The organism is Paractinoplanes ovalisporus (genome assembly GCF_016834655.1).
In the GTDB taxonomy this organism is placed as follows: Bacteria; Actinomycetota; Actinomycetes; order Mycobacteriales; family Micromonosporaceae; genus Actinoplanes; species Actinoplanes ovalisporus.
This window is the reverse complement of record NZ_JAENHP010000004.1, coordinates 71,855-93,749: the sequence shown is the minus strand read 5'-3', so window position 1 is coordinate 93,749 and position 21,895 is coordinate 71,855. Positions and strand designations below refer to the sequence as shown.

The 21,895-nt window shown below is 71.0% G+C and carries 17 protein-coding genes; 6 read left to right on the top strand and 11 right to left on the bottom strand.

All coding sequences use genetic code 11. The features are described from left to right. Positions 1–192: 192 nt before the first annotated feature. From JIG36_RS14565 to pdhA, 4 genes are all read right to left on the bottom strand, one after another. Positions 193–330, bottom strand: a complete 138-nt coding sequence (locus JIG36_RS14565; RefSeq protein ID WP_203376828.1) for a hypothetical protein — start codon at positions 328–330, stop codon at positions 193–195. A 176-nt stretch (positions 331–506) separates the two neighbouring features. Then, positions 507–1,985: a dihydrolipoamide acetyltransferase family protein gene (locus tag JIG36_RS14560; protein ID WP_203376827.1), complete on the bottom strand. Its 1,479-nt coding sequence runs from the start codon at positions 1,983–1,985 to the stop codon at positions 507–509. A 5-nt stretch (positions 1,986–1,990) separates the two neighbouring features. Continuing rightward, entirely contained in the window at positions 1,991–2,980 is a 990-nt protein-coding gene (locus JIG36_RS14555) for an alpha-ketoacid dehydrogenase subunit beta (RefSeq protein ID WP_203377396.1), read from the bottom strand. After that, positions 2,977–4,116 carry a pyruvate dehydrogenase (acetyl-transferring) E1 component subunit alpha gene (gene pdhA / locus JIG36_RS14550; RefSeq protein ID WP_203376826.1) on the bottom strand — a complete coding sequence of 380 codons (1,140 nt, stop codon included), beginning with the start codon at positions 4,114–4,116 and terminating at the stop codon, positions 2,977–2,979. Before pdhA ends, JIG36_RS14555 begins: the two co-directional genes overlap by 4 nt. A gap of 422 nt (positions 4,117–4,538) precedes the next feature. Between pdhA and JIG36_RS14540 the strand changes: the two genes are divergently transcribed. Continuing rightward, positions 4,539–5,918 carry a hypothetical protein gene (locus JIG36_RS14540; RefSeq protein WP_203376825.1) on the top strand — a complete coding sequence of 460 codons (1,380 nt, stop codon included), beginning with the start codon at positions 4,539–4,541 and terminating at the stop codon, positions 5,916–5,918. A gap of 22 nt (positions 5,919–5,940) precedes the next feature. On the opposite strand, the gene JIG36_RS14535 is transcribed toward JIG36_RS14540, so the two are convergent. From JIG36_RS14535 to JIG36_RS14525, 3 genes are read right to left on the bottom strand one after another with little or no spacing between them, the layout of a single operon-like run. Next, the gene (locus tag JIG36_RS14535) at positions 5,941–7,152 is read right to left on the bottom strand and encodes a hypothetical protein (protein ID WP_203376824.1); all 1,212 of its coding nucleotides are present in this window, start codon (positions 7,150–7,152) and stop codon (positions 5,941–5,943) included. Between the two features lie 37 nt (positions 7,153–7,189). Beyond that, positions 7,190–8,878, bottom strand: coding sequence for a GTPase (locus JIG36_RS14530; protein ID WP_203376823.1), 1,689 nt, complete (start codon positions 8,876–8,878; stop codon positions 7,190–7,192). After that, positions 8,875–10,761 (bottom strand): GTPase domain-containing protein, encoded by a 1,887-nt coding sequence (locus tag JIG36_RS14525; protein WP_438870725.1) that lies wholly within the window; start codon positions 10,759–10,761, stop codon positions 8,875–8,877. The genes JIG36_RS14530 and JIG36_RS14525 overlap by 4 nt, the downstream gene beginning before the upstream one ends. A gap of 376 nt (positions 10,762–11,137) precedes the next feature. On the opposite strand from JIG36_RS14525, the gene dnaK reads away from it, so the two are divergent. The 4 genes from dnaK to JIG36_RS14505 all read left to right on the top strand — a co-directional run bounded on the left by dnaK (position 11,138) and on the right by JIG36_RS14505 (position 15,401). Beyond that, the gene (gene dnaK, locus JIG36_RS14520) at positions 11,138–13,048 is read left to right on the top strand and encodes a molecular chaperone DnaK (RefSeq protein ID WP_203376822.1); all 1,911 of its coding nucleotides are present in this window, start codon (positions 11,138–11,140) and stop codon (positions 13,046–13,048) included. Further along, on the top strand, positions 13,045–13,680 hold the full coding sequence (gene grpE / locus JIG36_RS14515; protein ID WP_203376821.1) for a nucleotide exchange factor GrpE: 636 nt from the start codon (positions 13,045–13,047) through the stop codon (positions 13,678–13,680). The genes dnaK and grpE overlap by 4 nt, the downstream gene beginning before the upstream one ends. 67 nt (positions 13,681–13,747) lie before the next feature. Then, the gene (gene dnaJ / locus JIG36_RS14510; RefSeq protein ID WP_203376820.1) at positions 13,748–14,947 is read left to right on the top strand and encodes a molecular chaperone DnaJ; all 1,200 of its coding nucleotides are present in this window, start codon (positions 13,748–13,750) and stop codon (positions 14,945–14,947) included. A gap of 22 nt (positions 14,948–14,969) precedes the next feature. Continuing rightward, on the top strand, positions 14,970–15,401 hold the full coding sequence (locus JIG36_RS14505) for a heat shock protein transcriptional repressor HspR (protein ID WP_203376819.1): 432 nt from the start codon (positions 14,970–14,972) through the stop codon (positions 15,399–15,401). A 51-nt stretch (positions 15,402–15,452) separates the two neighbouring features. Here the strand turns inward: JIG36_RS14505 and JIG36_RS14500 are convergent, their stop codons facing one another. The 4 genes from JIG36_RS14500 to JIG36_RS14485 form a co-directional block, all read right to left on the bottom strand. Further along, positions 15,453–15,899, bottom strand: coding sequence for a hypothetical protein (locus tag JIG36_RS14500; RefSeq protein ID WP_203376818.1), 447 nt, complete (start codon positions 15,897–15,899; stop codon positions 15,453–15,455). A gap of 128 nt (positions 15,900–16,027) precedes the next feature. Further along, positions 16,028–17,236: a cation:proton antiporter gene (locus JIG36_RS14495; RefSeq protein WP_203376817.1), complete on the bottom strand. Its 1,209-nt coding sequence runs from the start codon at positions 17,234–17,236 to the stop codon at positions 16,028–16,030. 1 nt (position 17,237) lies between these two features. Next, positions 17,238–17,735 carry a cation:proton antiporter regulatory subunit gene (locus JIG36_RS14490; RefSeq protein ID WP_203376816.1) on the bottom strand — a complete coding sequence of 166 codons (498 nt, stop codon included), beginning with the start codon at positions 17,733–17,735 and terminating at the stop codon, positions 17,238–17,240. A gap of 85 nt (positions 17,736–17,820) precedes the next feature. Continuing rightward, positions 17,821–19,047 carry a sugar efflux transporter gene (locus JIG36_RS14485; protein ID WP_203376815.1) on the bottom strand — a complete coding sequence of 409 codons (1,227 nt, stop codon included), beginning with the start codon at positions 19,045–19,047 and terminating at the stop codon, positions 17,821–17,823. A gap of 145 nt (positions 19,048–19,192) precedes the next feature. On the opposite strand from JIG36_RS14485, the gene clpB reads away from it, so the two are divergent. Further along, a complete protein-coding gene (clpB, locus tag JIG36_RS14480; protein WP_203376814.1) occupies positions 19,193–21,778 on the top strand; it encodes an ATP-dependent chaperone ClpB in 2,586 nt (861 codons plus the stop codon). The last annotated feature ends 117 nt before the right edge of the window (positions 21,779–21,895 follow it).

Genomic DNA, 21,895 nt, shown 5'->3' with positions numbered 1-21,895 from the left:
TAGGCGGAGCCCCGGCCCCGTGCCGACCGGCCGAGCCGGCTCGATGACCGTGCCCAACCGTACCGGGCGAGAGCGGCCGGAGGAATCCCGGTGTACGCCACGAAGGGGACGACAAAGAGATCTTTACGGGTGGCCCGGGAAAGCGAACGGCCCGTCCGGTGGGGGTCCGGGCGGGCCGTGGCGCAGGTCCTGTCAGAAGGTCTTGCGCTGGGCGAAGATCGCAATTTCGTCGCGCATCGACTGGGTGGGCGCGGTCATCCAGGCCCGGTCGATGGCGCGGTTCTGGCGGTTGATCAACCGACGACGGCGGACGCGGTCGACGATGCTCATGTGCTCTGTCACTTCCTTCGAGCCGGGGTGGCCGGCTCATCGTGGTGCTCGTCCCGTGGTACGTCCATTGTGCGCCTTCACGGGACGAGCTGCCAACGATTTAGGGGGTGACGCGCGGCACCTGCCTAACGATCGTAGGTCACGAAAATCGGTGGCCTAACAACCGTCGGATGTGCCTACGCCCAGGAGAGCAGTGTTCCTTCCGGGTCGGTGAGGAAGTCGCCGATGTCGCGGAGGAACTTCGAGCCGAGTTCGCCGTCGATGATCCGGTGGTCGAACGACAGCCCCAGGGTCGTGACCTGGCGAACCTTGATCTTTTCCTTGTGCACCCACGGCATCGGCCGGATCGCGCCGAAGGCCAGAATGGCCGATTCGCCCGGCGGCAGGATCGGGGTTCCGGTGTCCACACCGAATACTCCGACATTCGTGATGGAAAGGGTGCCACCGGCCATATCGGACGGCGGTGTCTTCCCGGACTTCGCCACCTGGACAAGTGTGTTCAGCGCCTCGGCCAGTTCGCGCAACGTGAGACGCCCGGCGTCCTTGACGTTGGGGACGATCAGGCCGCGCTCGGTCGCCGCGGCGATGCCGAGATTCACGTACTCCTTGACGACGATCTCGTTGGTCGCCGCCGACCAGGTCGAGTTGACCATCGGGTGACGCTTCACCGCGAGCAGCACGGCCTTGGCCACCAGCAGCAACGGCGAGATCCGCACGTCGCGGAACTCACGCCGCTCCTTCAGCTTCTCGATCGCCTTCATGGTGCGGGTCACGTCGACCGTGAGGAACTCGGTGACGTGCGGCGCCGTGAACGCCGAGGCGACCATGTTCTCGGCCGTGAGCTTGCGGACACCCTTGACCGGGATCCGCTGCTCACGACTGGTGTCGAAGACGGCCGCGGCCGCGGGGGTGGTCACGGCGGGTGCCGCGGCCTCCGCTTGCGACGCGCCTGCGGCGGCCTGGTGTACGTCGTCCCGGGTCACCGACCCCAGGGGCCCGGTTCCGGTGATCGTCGCCAGGTCGACGCCGAGATCACGGGCGAGCTTGCGGACCGGCGGCTTGGCGAGCACGGGCCCGCTCGTCCGCGCGACCGGAGCCGGCGCCGCGACCGGAGCGGGCGGCGGCGGAGGCGGCGGTGCAGCCACAACAGGTGCAGCCACAACAGGAGCAGCGACTGCCGGGGCGGCGGCGGCAGGCGGAGCAACAGAAGCCGTACCGACGCGGGGTCGCCTTTTGGCCGTTGTGCTCTTGGGCCCGTAACCGACGAGCACGGCCGTGCGGCCACCCGGCGCCGGACCGCCGATCAGACCCGGCTCGACCGCACCCTCGGCCGGCGCGATCTCGACCGCCGCCAGCGACTCGGCGGACGGTGTGGGACCGGGCTGATCGGTGGGGAGCGGACCGGCCGACGGGTCGGTGTCGATCGCCACGATGGGCGCACCGACCTCGACCGTCGTGCCGGCCTCGACGAAGATGCGCGACACGACGCCGCCCCACTTGGCGGGGATCTCGACGGCCGCCTTCGCCGTCTCGACCTCGACGATCGGCTGGTTCAGCTCGATCGTGTCGCCGACCTTGACCAGCCAGGCCAGGATCTCGCCCTCGGTCAGACCCTCACCGAGGTCGGGCAGGTTGAACTCCTTGATCCGCGACATCGGCGTCACCAGCCGAACGAACGGTCGACGGCGTCCAGCACCCGGTCGAGGTCGGGCAAATATTCCTCCTCGACCCGGGCCGCCGGGTAGGGGATGTCGTATCCCGTCACCCGCAGCACCGGAGCCTCGAGCGAGTAGAAGCACTGCTCGGTGATGCGCGCGGCCAGCTCGGCGCCGAGGCCGATGTTGCCGGGCGCCTCGTGCACGACGACCGCGCGGCCGGTCTTGCGGACCGAGGCGTAGATCGTCTCGTAGTCGACCGGGGAGAGCGAGCGCAGGTCGATGACCTCGAGGTTGCGTCCGTCCTCGGCGGCCGCGGTGGCCGCGTCGAGGGCGGTGCGGACCATCGGCCCGTACGAGAGAAGGGTCACGTCCGTGCCTTCGCGCGCCACCCGGGCCTGGTGCAGCGGGTCGGCGCCGGACAGGTCGGCGTCGAGGGCGACCTCGCCCTTCTCCCAGTAGCGCCGCTTGGGCTCGAAGAAGACGATCGGGTCGTCCGAGCGGATCGCCTGCTGGATCATCCAGTACGCGTCCGACGGGTTCGAGCAGGTCACGACCTTGAGGCCGGGGGTGTGCGAGAAGTACGCCTCGGGCGACTCGGAGTGGTGCTCGACCGCGCCGATGCCCCCGCCGAACGGGATGCGGATCACGATCGGCAGCCGCACGTTGCCCTTGGAGCGGTAGAACATCTTTGCGACCTGGGCCACGATCTGGTTGTAGGCCGGGAAGACGAACCCGTCGAACTGGATCTCGCAGACCGGCCGGTAGCCACGGATGGCCAGGCCGACCGCGGTGCCGACGATGCCGGCCTCGGCCAGCGGGGTGTCGATGACCCGGTCCTCGCCGAAGTCTTTCTGCAGGCCGTCGGTGATGCGGAAGACGCCGCCGAGCTTGCCGACGTCCTCACCCATGATGACGACCTTGGAGTCTTCCTCCAGGGAGCGGCGCAGACCGTGGTTGAGGGCCTTGCCGATGGTGATCGTCTCGGCCATCAGTGGTCACTCCCCTCGAACGAGGCGTGGTACTCGGCGAACTGGGCGCGCTGGGCGTCGAGCTCCGGCGAGCCGTTCGGATAGACGTGGTCGAACATCGAGACCGGCTGTGGGTCGGGCATCGACAGCACCCGCTCGCGCAGGTCGAGCGCGAGCGTCTTGGCGGCCTCGTCGACCTCGTCGAAGAAGCCGTCGTCGGCCAGCTGCTGCTTGCTCAGGAACGCCCGGAGCCGTGAGATCGGGTCTTTGGCCTTCCACGACTCGACCTCGCTGGCGATGCGGTAGCGGGTCGGGTCGTCCGAGCTGGTGTGGGCGCCCATGCGATAGGTGTAGGCCTCGATCAGCGTCGGGCCCTGGCCGTTGCGCGCGTTGTCGAGCGCCGCCCGGGTGACCGCGAAGCTGGCCAGCACGTCGTTGCCGTCGATCCGCACGCCGGGGAAGCCGTAGCCGGCGGCGCGGCGGTAGAGCGGGATGCGGGTCTGACGCTCGAGCGGTTCCGAGATCGCGTACTGGTTGTTCTGGCAGAAGAAGACCATCGGGGCGTTGAAGACCCCGGCCCAGACGAACGCCTCGTTGACCTCGCCCTGGCTGGTCGCGCCGTCGCCGAAGTAGGCGATGACCGCCTCGCCGTCGGGGGTGCCGGTCTTGCCGTCCATGGTCACGCCCATCGCGTACCCGGTCGCGTGCAGCGTCTGCGAGCCGATCACGATGGTGTAGCCGTTGAAGCGGTGCTCGTTCGCGTCCCAGCCGCCCTGGTCGACGCCGCGGAACAGGCCGAACGGCATGATCGGGTCGATGCCGCGGGTGTAGAGGACGCCGTGCTCGCGATACGTCGGGAAGGCCATGTCCTGCGGCCGCATCGCCCGCCCGGAACCGACCTGCGCCGCCTCCTGGCCGAGCAGACTGGCCCAGATGCCCAGCTCGCCCTGCCGCTGCAGGGCGGTCGCCTCGGCGTCGAGCCGCCGGACCGTCACCAGGTCGCGGTAGAGCTCGCGGTACTCGTCGTCGGTGAAGTCGACCGAGTACGTCGTGCCGTCAGCGGTCGTGACGCTGTCGACACGTTCACCGTCGGGCGTGAGAAGTTGGACGAAACCGCCTGCGGGGGCATCAGACCCCGCTGTGCTTTCGCCGTTCGCCATCCGAGTCTCCCTGTTTCATCTCTGCGCCCGCGACGGGTGTTGCCCGTCCGCGCGGCGGACCGCTGGTCGCCGCGCCTGGCCCGGGTGAGGTTGCCGCGCGACGTATCGGCACGGGCCTGGACCCCGCCGGGGAGTGACGGCCCCCACCACGCCCCGCTGGGTCGGCGAAGCGACGGCGGCGGTGCCGTCGTCCCCATCCTGACAGAGAACGTGAGCCCGGTTACATGTCGGGCCGATCACAGTCGCGAAATTCCCCCGTCATATCGGTGCCCTTATTTGTCCGAATAAGCGGCTTTCGTACGGTCACTACCGTACGAACGGCTGTTTTCCACCGCTGCCGATATGCCCAAGCGTCGTTCACCCCGGTAACTGCGGCAATCAATGTTGATCATTGCCGACGACGCAGAGGGGGAACCCGGGCCGTGCCGGACCAGCGCGACGACGACCACCTCGTGCCGCCGATGAAGGTGATGCGCAAGCGGCTCAACGGGGTGTACCGGGCCGACACCGGCTTCTCCGGACCCACCCGGCGGTACGTGCTGATCGTGGCGATGCTGGTGGGGCTGGCCTCGGTGCCGACCCTCGCGGCGATCACGGCGGGCTCGCGCGAGCTGTCCGGCGGCCGGACGGACACGATGGACATTCCGTTCCTGCCGCCGCCCTCGTCGGGACCCGTCCGTTCCCAGCCGACCCAGGCGCCTCCGTCGTCCCAACCCGGTTCGGTGAGCGGTGCGGCCCAAGGGGCGTCGAAGGGCGCCGATGCGGCCGTACGGGCTGGGAAGCTGCTCGGTCAGGCCGGGAAACGCGAGCCGGCGACCTCGGGCAGCGACGATTCCCGCGATTCCCGTCCGGACGGCCCGACCGGCAGCGGCTCGCGTCGCGACGGCGGGAGCCCCAACGGCGGATCGCCGTCCGGCGGCGGGCCCAGCGGCGACGGCCGGCGGGGCGGCGGCTCGTCCGACGGGAGCGGGACCAGGGGCGGCGGCTCGTCCGACGGGGGCGGAACCAGGGGCGGCGGCTCGTCCGGTGGCGGCCGAACCAGCGGCGACGGCTCGCGTGGTGACGGGTCGTCCAACGGGGGCGGGAGCAGCGACAACGGCCGGCGCGATGGCGGTTCACCCGATGGGGGCGCGCCTGGAGACGTACGGGATGGGGGTGATGTCCCCCGTGACGGCGACAAACCCGACACGGGGCGTGACGACCCCGCCCACTGGGGAAGAAAGCCCACCGTGCCTGATCTGCCACCGGTGCCCGACGAGTCGGCCGACCGGCCGGATCCCGGCGACGACGGCGGTGACGACGCCGAACCGACCGCGCCCGAGGAACCGGAGATGCCGCAGAAGCCCGAGCCCGACGACGGGGACCGCCCCGAGCGTCCGAGCGTCCCCGGGCTCCCCGAGGTTCCGGACGACCCCGAGCTCTCCGACCGGCCCCGCCACCACCCGTGCGAGGAGACCGAGCGCCGCAAGCACCACAAGCAGAGCCACCGTTCCGATACCCGTCACCGGTCACGCGACCGGTCCGAACACAGCCGGAGGTCAGCTGTGGCCGAACGATCGAACAACATCCGCCCGTCGAGCATCCTCGAGCGCAGCTACGCCAACGGCGGCACCGGATATCACGGCCGGCTCATCCCCGAGGCCCGCTCGGAGGAGAACCAGATCGCGAACCGCTCCTACCGCGGCAGCCACCGGGCCGGCAGCATGCACCACGCCGACGACCAGACCGCCGAGCAGCAGCGCAGCTCGCGGGTGGGCCGGCACCACGCCGAACCCAGTGAGGACCTGACCGGCCGCTGGTGAAGCGCCGCCGGGCGACCCCGGGTCAGGCCTCGTCGAGACGGTGGCGGTTGGCCTCGATCCAGGCGTCGATCGCCTCGGTGTCGTTGGGGTCGACGCCCTCGGAGATCAGTTGCGCCACCGCCGCCGTCGCCGGGCTGCGCTTCTCGCCCGTCGCATAGAGCCGCGCGAACTCCGGGATCATCTCTTCGAGCACGTGGTCGGTCTGCTCGGCGGCGGCCTCGGGCAGGTCGCGCCGCCGGGTCGCATAGGCCGACCAGGCCCGCGTCACCCGGGGCAGCATGGCCGCGTCGTCCATGTCGAGGACCGCGCGCCGGTGCACCCAGTCGAGCAGGAACAACCCGGCCACGGCCGGACTCCACCGCATCGGGTCGGGGTCGGGCAGGCTCGACGCGTGGTCGAGGATCAGGCTCAGGCAGAAGTGCAGCGACGCCAGTTCTTCGTCGGCGTGCACCCGGTCGAGCCCGAAGCGGGCCGCCTCGGGTGAGGCCATGAACTCGCGCACCAGCTCGCTGCTGTTCACCGGCGGCGGCTCGCTCAGCGGCGGCGTGGTCGCCGCCGGCAGCAGGGCCAGCCGGGCGCCGGCCAGAGCCCGGTCGGTGGCCAGCGAGCCCTCACCCGGCAGGTCGCCCAGCCCGTCGGTGATCTCGAGGTGGCGGTCGATCTCGCCCCGCAGCCGGCCCGGGTCTTCCTCGCGGAACCAGGTCAGGTTGTCGTCGGCGCACATCTGGCGGACCTGCTCGAGGATGCGCTCGGCCGAGGAACCGACGTAGATGTCCTTGGTGATGCCGATGTTGTGGTCGACGAGCGCGACGAGCGCGTGTTCGGGCCCGCCCTCCTCGGCGTCGTCATAGGCGAAGGTGGCCAGATAGGAGGTCTGGTCGCCGAAGACGTCACCGTACGCATAACAGCCGGTGGGACGGACCCGGCCGAGCTGGCCCACCCACGGCGGCGCCTGCGTGCCCCGCTTGACCGCGGCCGCGCCCTCGGCGTCGGGCACGAGGGTGGCGAAGACCTCGCGGATCGTGGTGGCCGAGGCGGTGCGCCGGCGGCTGGTCGCGGCCAGGAACTCGCCGACGAACGCCCGGACGGCGGCGGCACGGTCGGATCGGGCTACCGAATAGACACTGCCGAGCAGGGCGGTGCCCAGCATCTCGGCGTCCAGCGCGCAGTCGAGCTTCGACACGTCGCGGGCCGCGTGCAGGACCGCCTCGTACGGAGTCTGTGGTGCGGGCATGCCGCGAGCCTACCCGCCACAGTGCGTGCTGGGACTACTACGAACGCACGGCGGTCAGAGCTTCACGCGCCTGTGCGTAGGCGTTCAGCACCTCGCGTACGGGGGCGACGACGTATTCGCGTCCGACCTCGGTCACCGAGGCCCGCAGCCGCTGTTCGGCCCGCCGCCGGGCCCGCCGCGCACCCCACTGGACGGCCGGGCGCAGCACCAGCCAGAGCAGCACGCCGAGCAGCAGGCCGCCGAGCAGCAGCACCGTGGGCAGCGGGACGACCCCGATCTTCGGATCGTCCATTTCGGGCAGACCCAGCAGTCGCAGGACATATCCGAAGATCAGCCAGCCCAGGCCGAACACGGCGCACGTCAGGAAGAGCCAGTGCAGGGCGCCGACGGCCCGCCACCACAGCGGCGCCTTGGCCATGCCCAGGTCGGTCGTGCCGATCGCGCGGTCGAGCGCGTCGGAGAGGTCGGCCGCCCGGGAGCGGGCCGCGTTGGTCAGCGCCGGCTTCCACACCTCGGGCAGCGGCGCCGCGGCCCGGCTGGAGACCGATCGCACGGCCAGGCTGACCGCCGACCGCTGGGCCGCGTCGGCCTCGGGCAGTGACGTCCGCGGCACCAGCTCGGTGGACGGGACGCGCGGCTCGGCGTCGCCGGCCGGCTTCTCCTCGGCCGACTCGGTCAGGTGCAGGCGGCGCAGCGGGTCGGGCCGCAGCCGGCGCAGACCCCGGGTGAGCGGCCAGCCGGTGGCGGCCGCGGCCCGGTGCCGATAGGCGGCCGCCGTGGCGTCGGCCACCGCGCCCACGCCGGCCGAGACGGCCAGGGCGTCGGTGAGCTGGCGGACCGTCGCGCGGTCGACCTCGTCCTCGGCCGCGGGCGGGCCGATCATGGCGGTCAGGGGCTCGCTCACGGTCTCGAGGTCACCGGCGACGCGGCGCAGCACCGCCTGCCGCTCGGCGACCGTGGACTCGAGCGAACCGCGCAGGTCGGCCAGCATGCCGGGCTGCTTGGCCGAGGTGGCCAGCACCGGGGCCTCGCCCAGGCCGTCGTCGGTCAACAGGCGCTTGAGATCGCCCAGAACCAGTTCGGTGTCCTGCGTGGACAGCCGGTCGGCCTGGTTGAGCACCACGACGGTGACCGCGGCGTGCGAGCGGAACTGGGACAGATAGGCCTGGTGCAGGATGCGGTCGCCGTACTTCTGCGGGTCGACCACCCAGACGATCAGGTCGACCAGGCCGAGCAGGCGGTCGACCTCGAGCCGGTGTCCACGCTCGACCGAGTCGAAGTCGGGCAGGTCGAGCAGCACGAGACCGCGCAGCGAGGCCTCGTCGTCGCCGTCGAGAGCGCTCTCCCGGATGAACCGGTGACGTGGCAGCACCCCGACCCAGTCGAGCAGGCGGTTCGCCGGTTCGAGCGGCCCCCAGACGCAGGCGTGCGCGACCCCGGTCGTCGGCCGCCGCACCCCGACCGGCGACAGCTTGAGCCGGGCCAGCGCGTTGAACAGGCTGGACTTGCCGCTGCCGGTGCTGCCGGCGAGCGCGACGACGGTGTGGTCACGCGAGAGCGACAGGCGGTTGCCGGCCCGCTCGACCAGCGTGTGAGCGGCCACCAGGTCGCTGTCCGGCAGGTGCGGGTCGACCAGGCGCAGGAACCGGCTCAGGGCTTCGAGCCGCTGCACCAGCCGCTCGGAGTCGACCCGCTCGTCTCCGCGTACCTTCTCCACAAGGCTCATGCGCTCCCCGTCAACGCGAGTTCGGTACGGGCAGTCTCCACGTCGGCTGCGGCCTGGCGCAGGCGGGCCCCCGGTTCCGCGTCGATGCCGGCCGAGGCGAGCCGGTCGGTGAACCGCGCGGCCTCCTCGTCGAGCAGCTTGCCCGCGCGGAGCAGCAGTTCCTCGCGGGCCTGGGTGGCGAGCGTCCGGATGGCCTGGTCGCCGAAGATCGCCTCGAGCACCTTCTGGGCGGCGACCGCGCTGCCGGCGCCGGCCGCCACCTCGAGCCCGGTCGGGATGAACGCGGTCGAGGTGAACACGGCGATCATCACGGCCAGGCCGGCGCCGTTCACCGCATAGGCGGCTCCGCGCGCGACCACCCGCTTCTCGGCGCCCTCGGCGCGCACCAGGCCGAGCACCCACTGCTGCCAGTCGCGCACCAGCCGGTTGGCCCGTTCGGGCAGGTCGGTCGCCGGGCGCTGAAGCCCGGGATCGAGCAGGGCCGCGCCCGCCGGGTGGGCCTGCCAGGCCGTGTACGCCTGTTCGGCCGCGTCCGCCGCTATCCCGCGCAGCAGCGTGACCAGCTGGGACTCGAGCGCCACCTGCAGGTTGCGCCCGGGCGCGGGGCGGCCGGTCAGGGCCGCCACGAACCGGTCGCGCATCTGGCCGACCTTGTTCTCGAGCGTCTTGAGGAACTCGCCGGTGCCGACGAACTCCTGCCAGCGGGCCAGCACCTCGCCGCGCAGCAGCCGGCCGTCGCGCAGCCCGTCGGCCATCGTCTGGCGGCCGGTGCGGTAGGCGGCGGTGACCCGGTCGCCCAGCGCCGCGGCGGCCCGCGCCTGCTCGTCGGCGGCGTCGGCCAGGCCGGCGACGGCCGGGGTCAGCGACATGAGCGCGCCGTCCAGCGTCTGGCGCACGACGGCCGCGCGGGCGGTGGAGTCGGCGGCCAGCTGGCCGAACCAGTCGTGCAGCGGGCCGATGACCTCTTCGCTGATCAGGCCCTGGCCGTCGAGCCTGGTCTCGGGCAGCACGAACAGCGGCGCGGCCCCGAGGTCGCGGACGCTCAGCATGTCTTGCAGGTGGGTGGCGATCTCGGCCGCGGCCTCGCCCGGCACCCGGTCGAGCACCAGCGCGATCACCGTGCCGCGCAGCCGGGCGGTGGTCAGCAGTTCCCAGGGCACCGCGTCGGCGTAGCGCGCGGCCGTGGTGACGAACAACCACAGGTCGGCGGCGGCCAGCAGCTGGGCCGCGAGCTTGCGGTTGCGGTCGACCACCGAGTCGATGTCGGGCGCGTCGAGGAACGCCAGGCCGGCGCCGAGGGCGGGGGCCGAGACGAGCTGGAGCGCGCCCGCGTCGTTGCTGGGCTCACGGGTGCGGGTCAGGCCGGGCAGCAGCTGCCCCTGCTGGAACCAGGGCAGGTCGGCCGGGTTGCTGACCAGCACCGGCGACCTGGTCGTCGGGCGCAGCACGCCGGCCGTGCTGACCGGCGCCCGCACGAGGCTGTTGACCAGCGTCGACTTGCCCGCGCCGGTGGAGCCGCCAACGACGACCAGCAGCGGGGCGTCGAGCCGGGCCAGGCGGGGCAGCAGGTAGTCGTCGAGCTGGGTGACCAGGGCCGTGCCGATCCGCTGGGCCTCCTCGGCCGACGGCATGACCAGCGGGTATGCCGTGCCGCCGATCGCGGCCCGCAGGGCGCTGAGCGCTTCGGCGAGCCGGGTGACCGCGGGCGGAGCGTCGGCGGGCACGGCGGCCTTCGCGTCGGCGGCTGGGGCCGGCTCTCCGGCGGCGGGCGTGACCGGCTTCAGCGCATCGGCTTCGCCCAGGTCGGAGGGCCGGTCGGCCGCCGTGGGCGGCTCGTCGCCGGGCGATTCCGCGGGCTCCGCCGCATGTGGCTGACGGGGCATGGCGGGAACCGTAGGATCAGAGTGGTCCGCGGCATCGGCAGTCATCGCGCTGACCTGCGCATTCTTGTCACCAGAGCCGGCCTCGGCCGCCTTGGCGGGCTCTCGCGTGGCGGCTGGTGCGGCGGACAGGGCCGACGGACCGACCGCGTCACCGTGCGTCGTCACGGGTAAAGAGTGCCCGATCTATGCATGCGGGACAACAGCGGCCGGTATGCCGTGACCGGACAGGTATCTACCGAACTGTTGGCGAGCTGTGAGGTCGCTGGCAGTTGCGCCGGGGTGACTCAACTTCAACTTGACGTTGTGCATGCCCGTGGCATCATTGAGTCGGTTCCACTCAACCTTGTCTGAGAAACCCCGAAGCGAGGAACACACCATGGCACGTGCGGTCGGCATCGACCTCGGCACCACGAACTCCTGCGTCAGCGTTCTGGAAGGAGGCGAGCCCACCGTAATCGCCAACGCGGAGGGCTCCCGGACGACCCCGTCCATCGTCGCCTTCGCTCGCAACGGCGAGGTACTCGTGGGTGAAGTCGCGAAGCGTCAGGCGGTGACCAACCCCGACCGGACGATTCGATCGGTCAAGCGTGAGGTCGGCACCAACTGGTCGATCGACATCGACGGCAAGAAGTACACCCCGCAGGAGATCTCGGCGCGGGTCCTGATGAAGCTGAAGCGCGACTCCGAGGCCTACCTCGGTGAGACGGTCACCGACGCGGTCATCACCGTCCCGGCCTACTTCAACGACGCGCAGCGCCAGGCCACCAAGGAGGCGGGCGAGATCGCCGGCCTCAACGTCCTGCGGATCGTCAACGAGCCCACCGCGGCCGCCCTGGCCTACGGGCTCGACAAGGGCTCCAAGGAGCAGACCGTCCTGGTCTTCGACCTCGGCGGCGGCACCTTCGACGTCTCCCTGCTCGAGCTGGGCGACGGCGTCATCGAGGTCAAGTCGACCTCGGGTGACAACCACCTCGGCGGCGACGACTGGGACCAGCGGGTCATCGACCACCTTGTCAAGACGTTCCGCGGCGAGCACGGCATCGACCTCGGCGCCGACAAGATGGCCCTGCAGCGTCTGCGCGAGGCCGCCGAGAAGGCGAAGATCGAGCTGTCGGCCGCGACGACCACCAGCATCAACCTGCCCTACATCACGGCCGGCCCCGACGGCCCGCTGCACCTCGACATGTCGCTGACCCGCGCCGAGTTCCAGCGCATGACGCAGGACCTGCTCGACCGCTGCAAGGGCCCGTTCGAGTCGGCCATCAAGGACGCCGACGTCAAGCTGGCCGATGTCGACCACGTCATCCTGGTCGGCGGCTCGACCCGCATGCCGGCCGTGGCCGACCTGGTCAAGAGCATGATCGGCCGCGAGCCCAACAAGGGCGTCAACCCCGACGAGGTCGTCGCCGTCGGTGCCGCGCTGCAGGCCGGCGTGCTCAAGGGCGAGGTCAAGGACGTTCTGCTCCTCGACGTCACCCCGCTGTCCCTGGGCATCGAGACCAAGGGCGGCATCATGCACAAGCTGGTCGAGCGCAACACGACCATCCCGGCGCACCGCTCCGAGGTCTACACGACCGCCGAGGACAACCAGCCCTCCGTGCTCATCCAGGTCTTCCAGGGCGAGCGCGAGATGGCCGCGTACAACAAGAAGCTCGGCACCTTCGAGCTCAGCGGCATCGCTCCGGCTCCCCGCGGCGTCCCGCAGATCGAGGTCTCCTTCGACATCGACGCGAACGGCATCGTGCACGTGTCCGCCAAGGACCTGGGCACGGGCAAGGAGCAGAAGATGACGATCACCGGTGGTTCCGCGCTGCCGAAGGAAGACATCGAGCGCATGATGCGCGACGCCCAGGACCACGCGGACGAGGACAAGAAGCGCCGCGACGACGCGGAGACCCGCAACCTGGCCGAGCAGCTGCAGTGGCAGACCGAGAAGTTCCTGGCCGAGAGCGGCGACAAGCTGCCCGAAGACAGCAAGAACAAGATCGGCGAGGCCCTGGGCGAGCTCCGCGGCGCGCTGGGCGGCTCGGACATCGAGAAGATCAAGTCCGCGCACGAGCGTCTGTCGCAGGTTTCGCAGGAGGCCGGTTCGCTGCTGTACTCGCAGGGTGACAGCGCACAGGCGACCCCGGGGGCCGACGGTCCGCAGGGTGCGCCCGGCGGTGCTGCCGGTGCGGCGGGTGCCGCGGGCGCGACCGGTGCCCCCGGCGCCTCCAACGCCGGCCCGGCCTCGGGTGGCGCCGACGACGTCGTCGACGCCGAGATCGTGGAGGACGACAAGAAGTGACAGCCACGGACGACGAGAACGACGGTCAGGCGACCGAGCGGGTCGTCATCCGGGACCGCCGCAAGATCGACCAGAAGTCCGAGTCCAAGGCCCCCACGGCCAAGGGCAAGGCGTCGGTCGGTGCTCACCGGGCCGCCGAGCCCGAGGAGGAGGCTCCGGTGGCCGAGCCCGAAGCCGAAGAGCCGAAGCCCGCGCTGGGCGCCGAACTCGAGGCGCTGCGGACCGAGCTCGAGGAGCGGACGCACGACCTGCAACGGGTCACCGCCGAGTACGCCAACTACCGCAAGCGGGTCGACCGCGACCGGGGTGCGGCGGCCGAGCAGACCACCGGTGCGGTCCTGACCGCGCTGCTGCCGGTGCTCGACGACATCGACCGGGCGCGCGAGCACGGCGATCTGGTCGGCCCGTTCGCCTCGGTGGCCGAGTCGCTGACCGCGCTCACCGGCAAGCTCGGCCTCACGGCCTTCGGCGAGAAGGGCGACGCGTTCGACCCCAACCGCCACGAGGCGGTCGCTCACCAGACGTCCGGCGATGTCACCGAGCCGACCTGCGTCGAGGTCATGCGCCGCGGTTACACGCTGGGCGAGCGGCTGCTGCGACCGGCCATGGTCGCGGTCGCCGACCCGGAGTGATCTCACACGTTCGTCCCGCCTGCCGCATCGCGGCAGGCGGGACCTACCGCAGGAGGGGGGAGGCGGGATGAGCTCGAAGGACTGGCTCGAGAAGGACTTCTATGCCGTTCTCGGCGTGCCCAAGTCCGCTCCGACCGACGAGATCAAGAAGGCGTACCGGAAGCTCGCCCGCGATCTGCACCCGGACCGCAACCCCGGTAACAAGGAGGCGGAGGAGAAGTTCAAGGCCGCCTCCGAGGCCTACGACGTGCTCTCGGACGACAAGAAGCGCAAAGAGTACGACGAGATGCGCTCGCTGTTCGGCTCGGGCGCGTTCCGGCGCGGCGCCCGCACCGGCGGCGGCACCCAGTTCGACCCGTCCGACCTGTTCGGCGGGTTCAGCGGGGCCGGCGCGGCGGGTGGCGCGGGCGGTGACCGCCGGTTCGGTGGCGCCGGCTTCTCCGACATATTCAGCTCGATATTTTCGGGCGGCGGCCCTGGGGGCGGCGCCGCACGCCGCGGCGGTCCCCGTCGCGGCCGGGATGTCGAGACCGAGGTGACGCTCGACTTCGCGCAGGCCGTGAAGGGCACGACGCTGCCGCTCACGCTGCGGTCGGCGGGCGAGTGCGAGACCTGCCACGGCAACGGCGCAAAGCCTGGCACGGCGCCGCGGACCTGTCCGCAGTGTCAGGGCAGCGGCCTGATCTCGCGCAATCAGGGGTCGTTCAGCTTCTCGGAGCCGTGCCGCGACTGTCAGGGCGCCGGGACGATCGTCGACCAGAAGTGCCCGGAGTGCCGGGGCACGGGCGGGGTCACCAAGAACCGCACTATCAACGTCCGGTTCCCGGCCGGTGTCGCCGACGGTCAGCGCATCCGGCTCAGCGGCCGGGGCGAGCCGGGCGACCGGGGCGGGCCCGCCGGTGACCTGTTCGTGCAGGTCATGGTCCGTCCGGACGAGCTGTTCGGCCGTACCGGCGATGATCTGACCCTGGTTGTTCCGGTCACCATCGCGGAGGCGGTTCTCGGCACCGATCTGCGGGTGCCGACGCTGGACGGCCCGGTCACCCTGCGGGTGCCCCCGGGCACGCCGAGCGGTCGCAAACTGCGGGCGCGCGGCAAGGGAGTGACACGCAAGGACGGACCACCCGGAGACCTGATCGTCACGGTCGACGTTCAGATGCCGGGCGGTGTCACGGGGGAAGCCCGGGACGCACTGGAGAGGTTCGCCAAGCTCACCCCGCCCGCCGGGCGGGAGCGGCTCGAGGCTCGGGTGCGCCGGAACACCTGACACGGGGATCGGGAGGTGGCACATGCATGAGGAGATCAGCATCTCGGTCGAGCAGACCTCCGATGCGAAGGTCCTGATCATCTCGGTCGCGGCTCGACTCGCCGGGATGCACCCGCAGACCCTCCGGCAGTACGACCGGCTCGGGCTCGTGCAGCCCGGCCGGGCCGGCGGTGGCGGGCGCCGTTACAGCGAGCGAGACGTCGCCCTGTTGCGTGAAGTGCAGAAGCTCAGCCAGGAGGAAGGCGTCAACCTGGCCGGGATCAAGCGCATCATCGGCCTCGAGCAGCTGGTGGGCGACCTCCAGCAGCGGCTGGCCGAACTCGAGCACGAGCTGGCCGAGGCCTACAGCCGCATCGCCCAGCTCGAGAGCCCGTACGGCAGCCGGGGTGACCTGGTGCGGCAGGAGCGGCCGTCCACCGCTCTGGTCGTGTGGCGGCCCCGGAGAGCACCGTAACCACGAAAAACGGCCCCGCGATGGCGGGGCCGTTCTCGTTCTGCCGATCGGTCAGCGCCGGTTGAACAGCCCCAGCCGCCGCGGGTGGCGCACCAGGCCGCCCTCGATCCAGTCGGAGTAGTCGAAGATCTCCGGGCGGCTCATCAGCACACGGCAGTTGTGCGCCCAGATCGACATCGGCTCGTCGCCGACCTCTTCGGCGCGCTCGACGAACTTCTTGAGCCGGCGTTTGCGCAGGCTCGACGCGTTCTGCCGGACGCCGTCGGCGGCGTAGATATGCATGCAATGTTGCGCGAACCGGCGGGCTGGACACTGACGGTCCATGGCCAGCTCGAACAAGGTGGGCGCCAGGACATCGCCGGAGATCAGCAGATCCCAGTCAGGGGGCATGCTGCTCAGCGGTACCGCCTCTGGGTGGTACGCCCACGCCTGAAGTTCCTCCGGCCGAGGATCGACCGGATTTGCGAACCCGTAGAAAGTCGACTCACGCACTGCCACGTCGCCGCCCGAGAAAATCCGATAACAGTCAGTTGTCGGGAGGGAACGGTAGCGCGAAGTTGATGTCCCGCGAAAGTGTCAAGGGCTCACAATTGGATACTTGCTAGTAACTTAGTGCTGCCTGAGAGTTAATCCTCGGTGGCAAGGGGTCGTACGGGAGGCGGCGACGGCTGCCGCCACCTGCGGATAAAGGTCTTGAACCACTCGTAATCGGGCAGCCTCGCGAGCATCGGACCCGACACCACGGTGATCAACACGTACGCCGTCGCAAGCGGAGCGAGCCGGGGCTCGACCCCCGACGAGACGGCCAGTCCGGCGATGACGATCGAGAACTCTCCGCGTGGCATGAGGGCCAGCCCGGCGCGCAGCCGGCCGGGCAGGGCGATGCCCACCCGCTTGGCCGCCAGATAGCCGGTCAGCACCTTGGCCAGCATCGTGATCACGGCCAGACCCAGCGCCGGGAGCAGGACGGGCGGCATGTCGGCCGGGTTCGTGGAGAGCCCGAAGAAGACGAAGAAGACCGCGGCGAACAGGTCGCGCAGCGGCGACAGCATCTCGGTCGCGTGGTGCGCCACCGGTCCCGAGATCGCGATGCCGACCAGGAACGCGCCGACCGCGGCCGAGACGTTGAGCTCCTCGGCGACCCCGGCCACGAACAGGGTCAGGCCGAAGACCCCGAGCAGCAGCGCCTCGGCATCGCGGGCCGAGATCAGGGCGCTGATCTGCCGGCCGTAGCGGATCGCCACCACCAGTACCGCGAGAACGGTGACCACCGCGACGCCCAGCGCCTTGAGCCCGCCGATCAGGCCCACCCCGGCCAGCACGGCGGTGACCAGGGGCAGGTAGAACGCCATCGCCAGGTCCTCGATGACCAGCACCGAGAGGATCACCGGTGTCTCGCGGTTGCCCAGCCGGCCCAGGTCGCCGAGCACCTTGGCGATCACGCCGGAGGACGAGACCCAGGTGATGCCGGCCAGCACCAGCGCGGCCCGCCAGTCCCAGCCCATCAGGAACGCGAAGCCGGCGCCGGGCAGCGCGTTGAACAGCGCGTCCATCACCCCGGCGGGGGCGGCCGCACGCAGGTTGCCGACCAGCTCGCTGGCCGAATATTCCAGGCCGAGCATGACCAGCAGCAGGATGACGCCGATGGAGGCGCCGATCTCGATGAACTCCTCGCTGGCCGACAGCGGCACGAAGCCGCCGTGCCCGAAGGCGAGACCGGCCAGCAGATAGAGCGGGATGGGCGAGAGCCCGATCCGGCGGCCGAGACGTCCGAGCATGCCGAGCGCGAAGAGCAGCGCGCCGACCTCGATGAGGAGGATCGTCGTGCCGTGCACCTCAGTCGTCGGTGTCGCCGGCCAGGATGGCGGTGACGCCGTCCAGGCCGGAGCGGGTGCCGACCGCGACCACCACGTCGTTCGCCTCGAAGACGAAGTCGGGGCCGGGGGAGGCGACGACCTCGCGGTCGCGCATCACGGCCACGATCGAGGCGCCGGTGCGGGTGCGCGTGCGGGTGTCGCCCAGTTTGCGCCGCACGAACGGCGAGCCGGCGGGCAGCGCGATCTGCTCGGTCAGCAGGCCGGACGCCTGCTGCCGCAGACCGGCGAGCTGGCCCAGCATGAGCGAGGCGCCGAGAACGTCGGCCAGGGCCTCGGCCTCGTCGTCGGTCAGCGGGATCGACGCGAGGCAGGCGTCGGGGTCGTCCACGTCGTAAAGCACCAGGTCACGGCGGCCGTTGCGGTGTGAGACGACGCCGACCGTGCGACCCGAGGAGGTCACCAGGTCGTGGCGGACGCCGATACCCGGCAGCGGAGTCTGTTCCACCCGTACACGCACGATCACCACGGTAGCCCAGCGAGCTACCCGCTTCGGGGCACTAGGGTCTGTTTCGCAGCGGGGGCGGGGCTGCGTCGAGGCCCAGCTACGAAACAGACCCTAGTGCTTCCGACGGCAGATCGGGGACGATCCGGCGGCGGGCCCGGGCGGCCAGGATCAGGGCCAGGCCGAGCACGCAGAGGGCGAGATTGACGCCGTACGCGAGCCGGAAGCCGAACTGCTGAGCCAGGCCGAACGCCGGGGCCGCGAGGATCTGGCCGATCGGGAACGTGTTCGTGATCATCGTGGTCGCCCGTCCCGGGTGGGCCGGCATCAGGTCCTGCATGTAGGTGATGCTCAGCCCGCCGACGGCCGCGATGAAGGCGGCGTTGGGCAGCTGGGCCGCGGCCAGCACCCAGACCGAGCCCGCCGTGGCCGCGATCACCTGGTACGCGATCGCGCAGACCACGCCGAAGACGATCAGGCCACGCAGCGGCAGCCGGGTCGAGAGCGCGCCGAAGCCGAGCATCAGCGGGATCTCGAGCGCGGCGCAGAGCCCGAGGATCAGCCCGGCGTCGCGTACCGAACCGTTCAGTTCCTCGCTCACGAACAGCGGCATCGCCTGCACGCCCAGCACCATCGTGGTCTGGACGGCGGTGAAACCGGCGACGAGCAGCACGATCGTCCAGCGGCCGATCTCGGGTGCGTCCGGCTCGACGTGCTCGGCGTGACCGGCGGGACGGCCGGCCTCGGGCAGGGCCCGGAGCACGATGAGCGCGACGACCGCGTACATGATCGCGGCCAAGCCGTACGTGTAGGCGAAGCCTCGCTCGGCCAGCACCAGCGCGGCCAGCGGCGGGCCGGCCACCCACGCGACCGAGAAGAGGGTGCGCAACGAGCTGATGCCCATGGCTGCCCGCTTGGGGTCGCCGTGTTGGAGCACCTGACGGGCGTACGCGAAGGTCTGGGGAAAGAGGGTCCCGGCGAGCGCGGTCAGGGTGACCGTGAGCGCGAGCAGCACCCAGTAGTCGCGGACGAAAGCGGTGGCCGCCATGCCCCCGACACCGGCCAGCGCGGCGATGATCAGCAGTTTGCGGCGGATCGGCCGGCGGTCCGAGACGCGGCCGACCAGCCACGACACGAGGACGCCGGAGAGCGGCGCGACGATCAGGAAAGCCGTGGTCCTGACCGGACCGGCGTGGATCGCGTCGCTGAGGAACAGGGCCAGGTAGGGCCCGACGAACGATGTCGAGATGCCGACCGCGACGAAGATCAGGGCGAGCGGGAGCAGGCGTCTCGACATGCGGTCGGACGCCGCAGGTGGAGCGGCCATGATTCGCTACGTTACGGGGCTCGCCGGGGTCACCGGGCCGTCCGTGGCGACCGTCACGGACGCATCCCTCCCGCGCGTTGTCGCTATGGCGCTGCGGGCATAGAGTTGAGTTGAGTACGCTCAAGTCTTCCGACCAGGGGAGCAGATGAACGCCGAACGCTTGACCACCAAGAGCCGCGACGTGATCACGGGGGCGGTCGCCGACGCCGGTCGGCGCGGTCACGCCACCGTCGAGCCGTGGCACATGTTGCTTTCGTTGCTGGACACCGGCGGTTCCACGGCGCCGGCGCTGCTGCGGGCGGTGGGGGCCAACCCCGCCGACGTACGCCGGGTCGCGCTGCGCTCGGTCGAACAGATCCCGTCCGCGCGGGGCTCCAGCACCGCCGAGCCCAGCCTGTCGCGCGAGTTCGTGAACGCGATCGGCGAGGCCGAACTCATCGCGCAGCCACTCGCCGACGAATACATCTCGACCGAGCACCTGCTGGCCGGCCTGGCCCGGGTCGGCGGGGCCGTCGGCCGGGCCCTCAAAGACGTCGGTGCCACCGAGGAGGCTCTGGTCGCCGCGTTCCCGCAGGTGCGCGGGGGCGAGCGCCGGGTCACCAACGCCGACCCCGAACAGACGTACAAGGCGCTCGAGAAATACAGCGTCGACCTCACCGCGCTGGCCCGGGACGGCAAGATCGACCCGGTCATCGGCCGCGACGCCGAGATTCGCCGGGTCGTGCAGGTGCTCTCCCGCCGTACGAAGAACAACCCGGTGCTGATCGGTGAGCCGGGCGTCGGCAAGACCGCCATCGTCGAGGGCCTGGCCCAGCGGATCGTGGCCGGTGACGTGCCCGAGACCCTGCGCGACAAGAAGCTGGTCTCGCTCGACCTGGGCGCGATGGTGGCCGGCGCGCAATACCGCGGCCAGTTCGAGGAGCGGCTCAAGAGCGTCCTCGAGGAGATCCGCAACTCCAACGGCCAGGTCGTCACGTTCCTCGACGAGCTGCACACGGTCGTCGGCGCCGGCAAGGGCGAGGGCTCGATGGACGCCGGCAACATGCTCAAGCCGATGCTGGCCCGTGGCGAGCTGCGCATGGTCGGCGCGACCACCCTCGACGAATACCGCGAGCACATCGAGAAGGACCCGGCCCTCGAGCGGCGCTTCCAGCCGGTCGTGGTCGGCGAGCCCACCGTCGAGGACACGATCGGCATCCTGCGCGGACTCAAGGGCCGTTACGAGGCCCACCACCGTGTGCAGATCACCGACGCCGCCCTGGTCGCGGCCGCCTCGCTGTCCGACCGTTACATCAGCGACCGGTTCCTGCCCGACAAGGCGATCGACCTCATCGACGAGGCCGCGTCCCGCCTCCGCATGGAGATCGACTCCCGGCCGGTCGAGCTCGACCAGCTGCAGCGCCAGGTCGACCGGATGCGCGTCGAGAAGCTGGCGCTCGAGAAGGAGACCGACCCGGCGTCGGTGGCCCGCCTCGACCGCCTCAACCGCGACCTGATCGACCGCGACCGTGAGCTCGGCATGATGAACGCGCGGTGGGAGCGCGAGCGCGGCGGGCTCAACCGGGTCGGCGAGCTGAAGAAGCAGCTCGACGAGACCCGGGCCGAGCTCGAGCGGGCCCAGCGCGACACCGAGTGGGAGAAGGCGTCCCGCCTGCAATACCAGGTGATCCCGGCGCTCGAACGCGAGATCGAGACCGCGGCCGAGGCGGAGGAGGAGAAGACCGAGCCGCCGATGGTCAAGGAGGAGGTCGGGGCCGACGACATCGCCGAGGTGATCTCGTCGTGGACCGGCATCCCGGCCGGCCGGATGATGGAGGGCGAGACCGCCAAGCTGCTGCGTATGGAGGAGTCCCTGCGCGAGAAGGTGGTCGGCCAGGCCGAGGCGGTGGCCGCGGTGGCCGGAGCCGTGCGGCGGGCCCGGGCCGGCATCGCCGACCCCGACCGCCCGACCGGCAGCTTCCTGTTCCTCGGCCCCACCGGCGTCGGCAAGACCGAGCTGGCCAAGGCCCTGGCCGGGTTCCTCTTCGACGACGAGCGGGCCATGGTCCGCATCGACATGAGCGAGTACGGCGAGAAGCACTCGGTCGCGCGGCTGGTCGGGGCGCCTCCCGGCTACGTCGGCTATGAGGAGGGCGGGCAGCTCACCGAGGCGGTGCGGCGCCGTCCGTACAGCGTGGTGCTGCTCGACGAGGTCGAGAAGGCCCACCCGGACGTCTTCGACGTGCTGCTCCAGGTGCTCGACGACGGGCGGCTGACCGACGGGCAGGGCCGCACGGTCGACTTCCGCAACGCGATCCTGGTGCTTACCTCGAACCTGGGCTCGCAGGTGGCCGACATCACGATGGGCGACGAGGAACGGCGCGACGAGGTGCTGGCCGTGGTCCGGGGGCACTTCAAGCCCGAGTTCCTCAACCGGCTCGACGACATCGTGGTGTTCCACGCGCTGACCCGGGGCGACCTGGCGGCGATCGTCGACATTCAGCTCGGGCGTCTGCGGCACCGGCTGGCCGAGCGGCGGCTCACGCTCGAGGTGAGCCCGGCGGCGATCGACTGGCTGGGCGAGCACGGGTACGACCCGATCTATGGCGCCCGGCCGTTGCGGCGGCTGGTGCAGTCGACGATCGGGGACGCGCTGGCCAAGGCGTTGCTGGCGGGCGAGATCGCCGACGGCGACACGGTCGTGGTCGAACTGGGCGACGGCAAGGACGGTCTGGTGGTGTCGCGGGGCTGATCGCCTCGTCTTCGGCCGCGCGGCCGCCCTGGGGGTTGTCGCGCGGCCTGACCCCGTACGGGAAAAGGCCCCGGGTTTGATCTTTTGATCGCCCGGGGCCCCTCGCGTCTTCAGTTG

What these genes read in the sequence shown, in the direction of transcription:
- JIG36_RS14565 (WP_203376828.1), bottom strand. Translation starts at nt 330, where the DNA reads ATGAGCATCGTCGACCGCGTCCGCCGTCGTCGGTTGATCAACCGCCAG.
- JIG36_RS14560 (WP_203376827.1), bottom strand. Translation starts at nt 1,985, where the DNA reads ATGTCGCGGATCAAGGAGTTCAACCTGCCCGACCTCGGTGAGGGTCTG.
- pdhA (WP_203376826.1), bottom strand. Translation starts at nt 4,116, where the DNA reads ATGGCGAACGGCGAAAGCACAGCGGGGTCTGATGCCCCCGCAGGCGGT.
- JIG36_RS14535 (WP_203376824.1), bottom strand. Translation starts at nt 7,152, where the DNA reads ATGCCCGCACCACAGACTCCGTACGAGGCGGTCCTGCACGCGGCCCGC.
- JIG36_RS14530 (WP_203376823.1), bottom strand. Translation starts at nt 8,878, where the DNA reads ATGAGCCTTGTGGAGAAGGTACGCGGAGACGAGCGGGTCGACTCCGAG.
- JIG36_RS14525 (WP_438870725.1), bottom strand. Translation starts at nt 10,761, where the DNA reads ATGCCCCGTCAGCCACATGCGGCGGAGCCCGCGGAATCGCCCGGCGAC.
- dnaK (WP_203376822.1), top strand. Translation starts at nt 11,138, where the DNA reads ATGGCACGTGCGGTCGGCATCGACCTCGGCACCACGAACTCCTGCGTC.
- dnaJ (WP_203376820.1), top strand. Translation starts at nt 13,748, where the DNA reads ATGAGCTCGAAGGACTGGCTCGAGAAGGACTTCTATGCCGTTCTCGGC.
- JIG36_RS14505 (WP_203376819.1), top strand. Translation starts at nt 14,970, where the DNA reads ATGCATGAGGAGATCAGCATCTCGGTCGAGCAGACCTCCGATGCGAAG.
- JIG36_RS14485 (WP_203376815.1), bottom strand. Translation starts at nt 19,047, where the DNA reads ATGGCCGCTCCACCTGCGGCGTCCGACCGCATGTCGAGACGCCTGCTC.
- clpB (WP_203376814.1), top strand. Translation starts at nt 19,193, where the DNA reads ATGAACGCCGAACGCTTGACCACCAAGAGCCGCGACGTGATCACGGGG.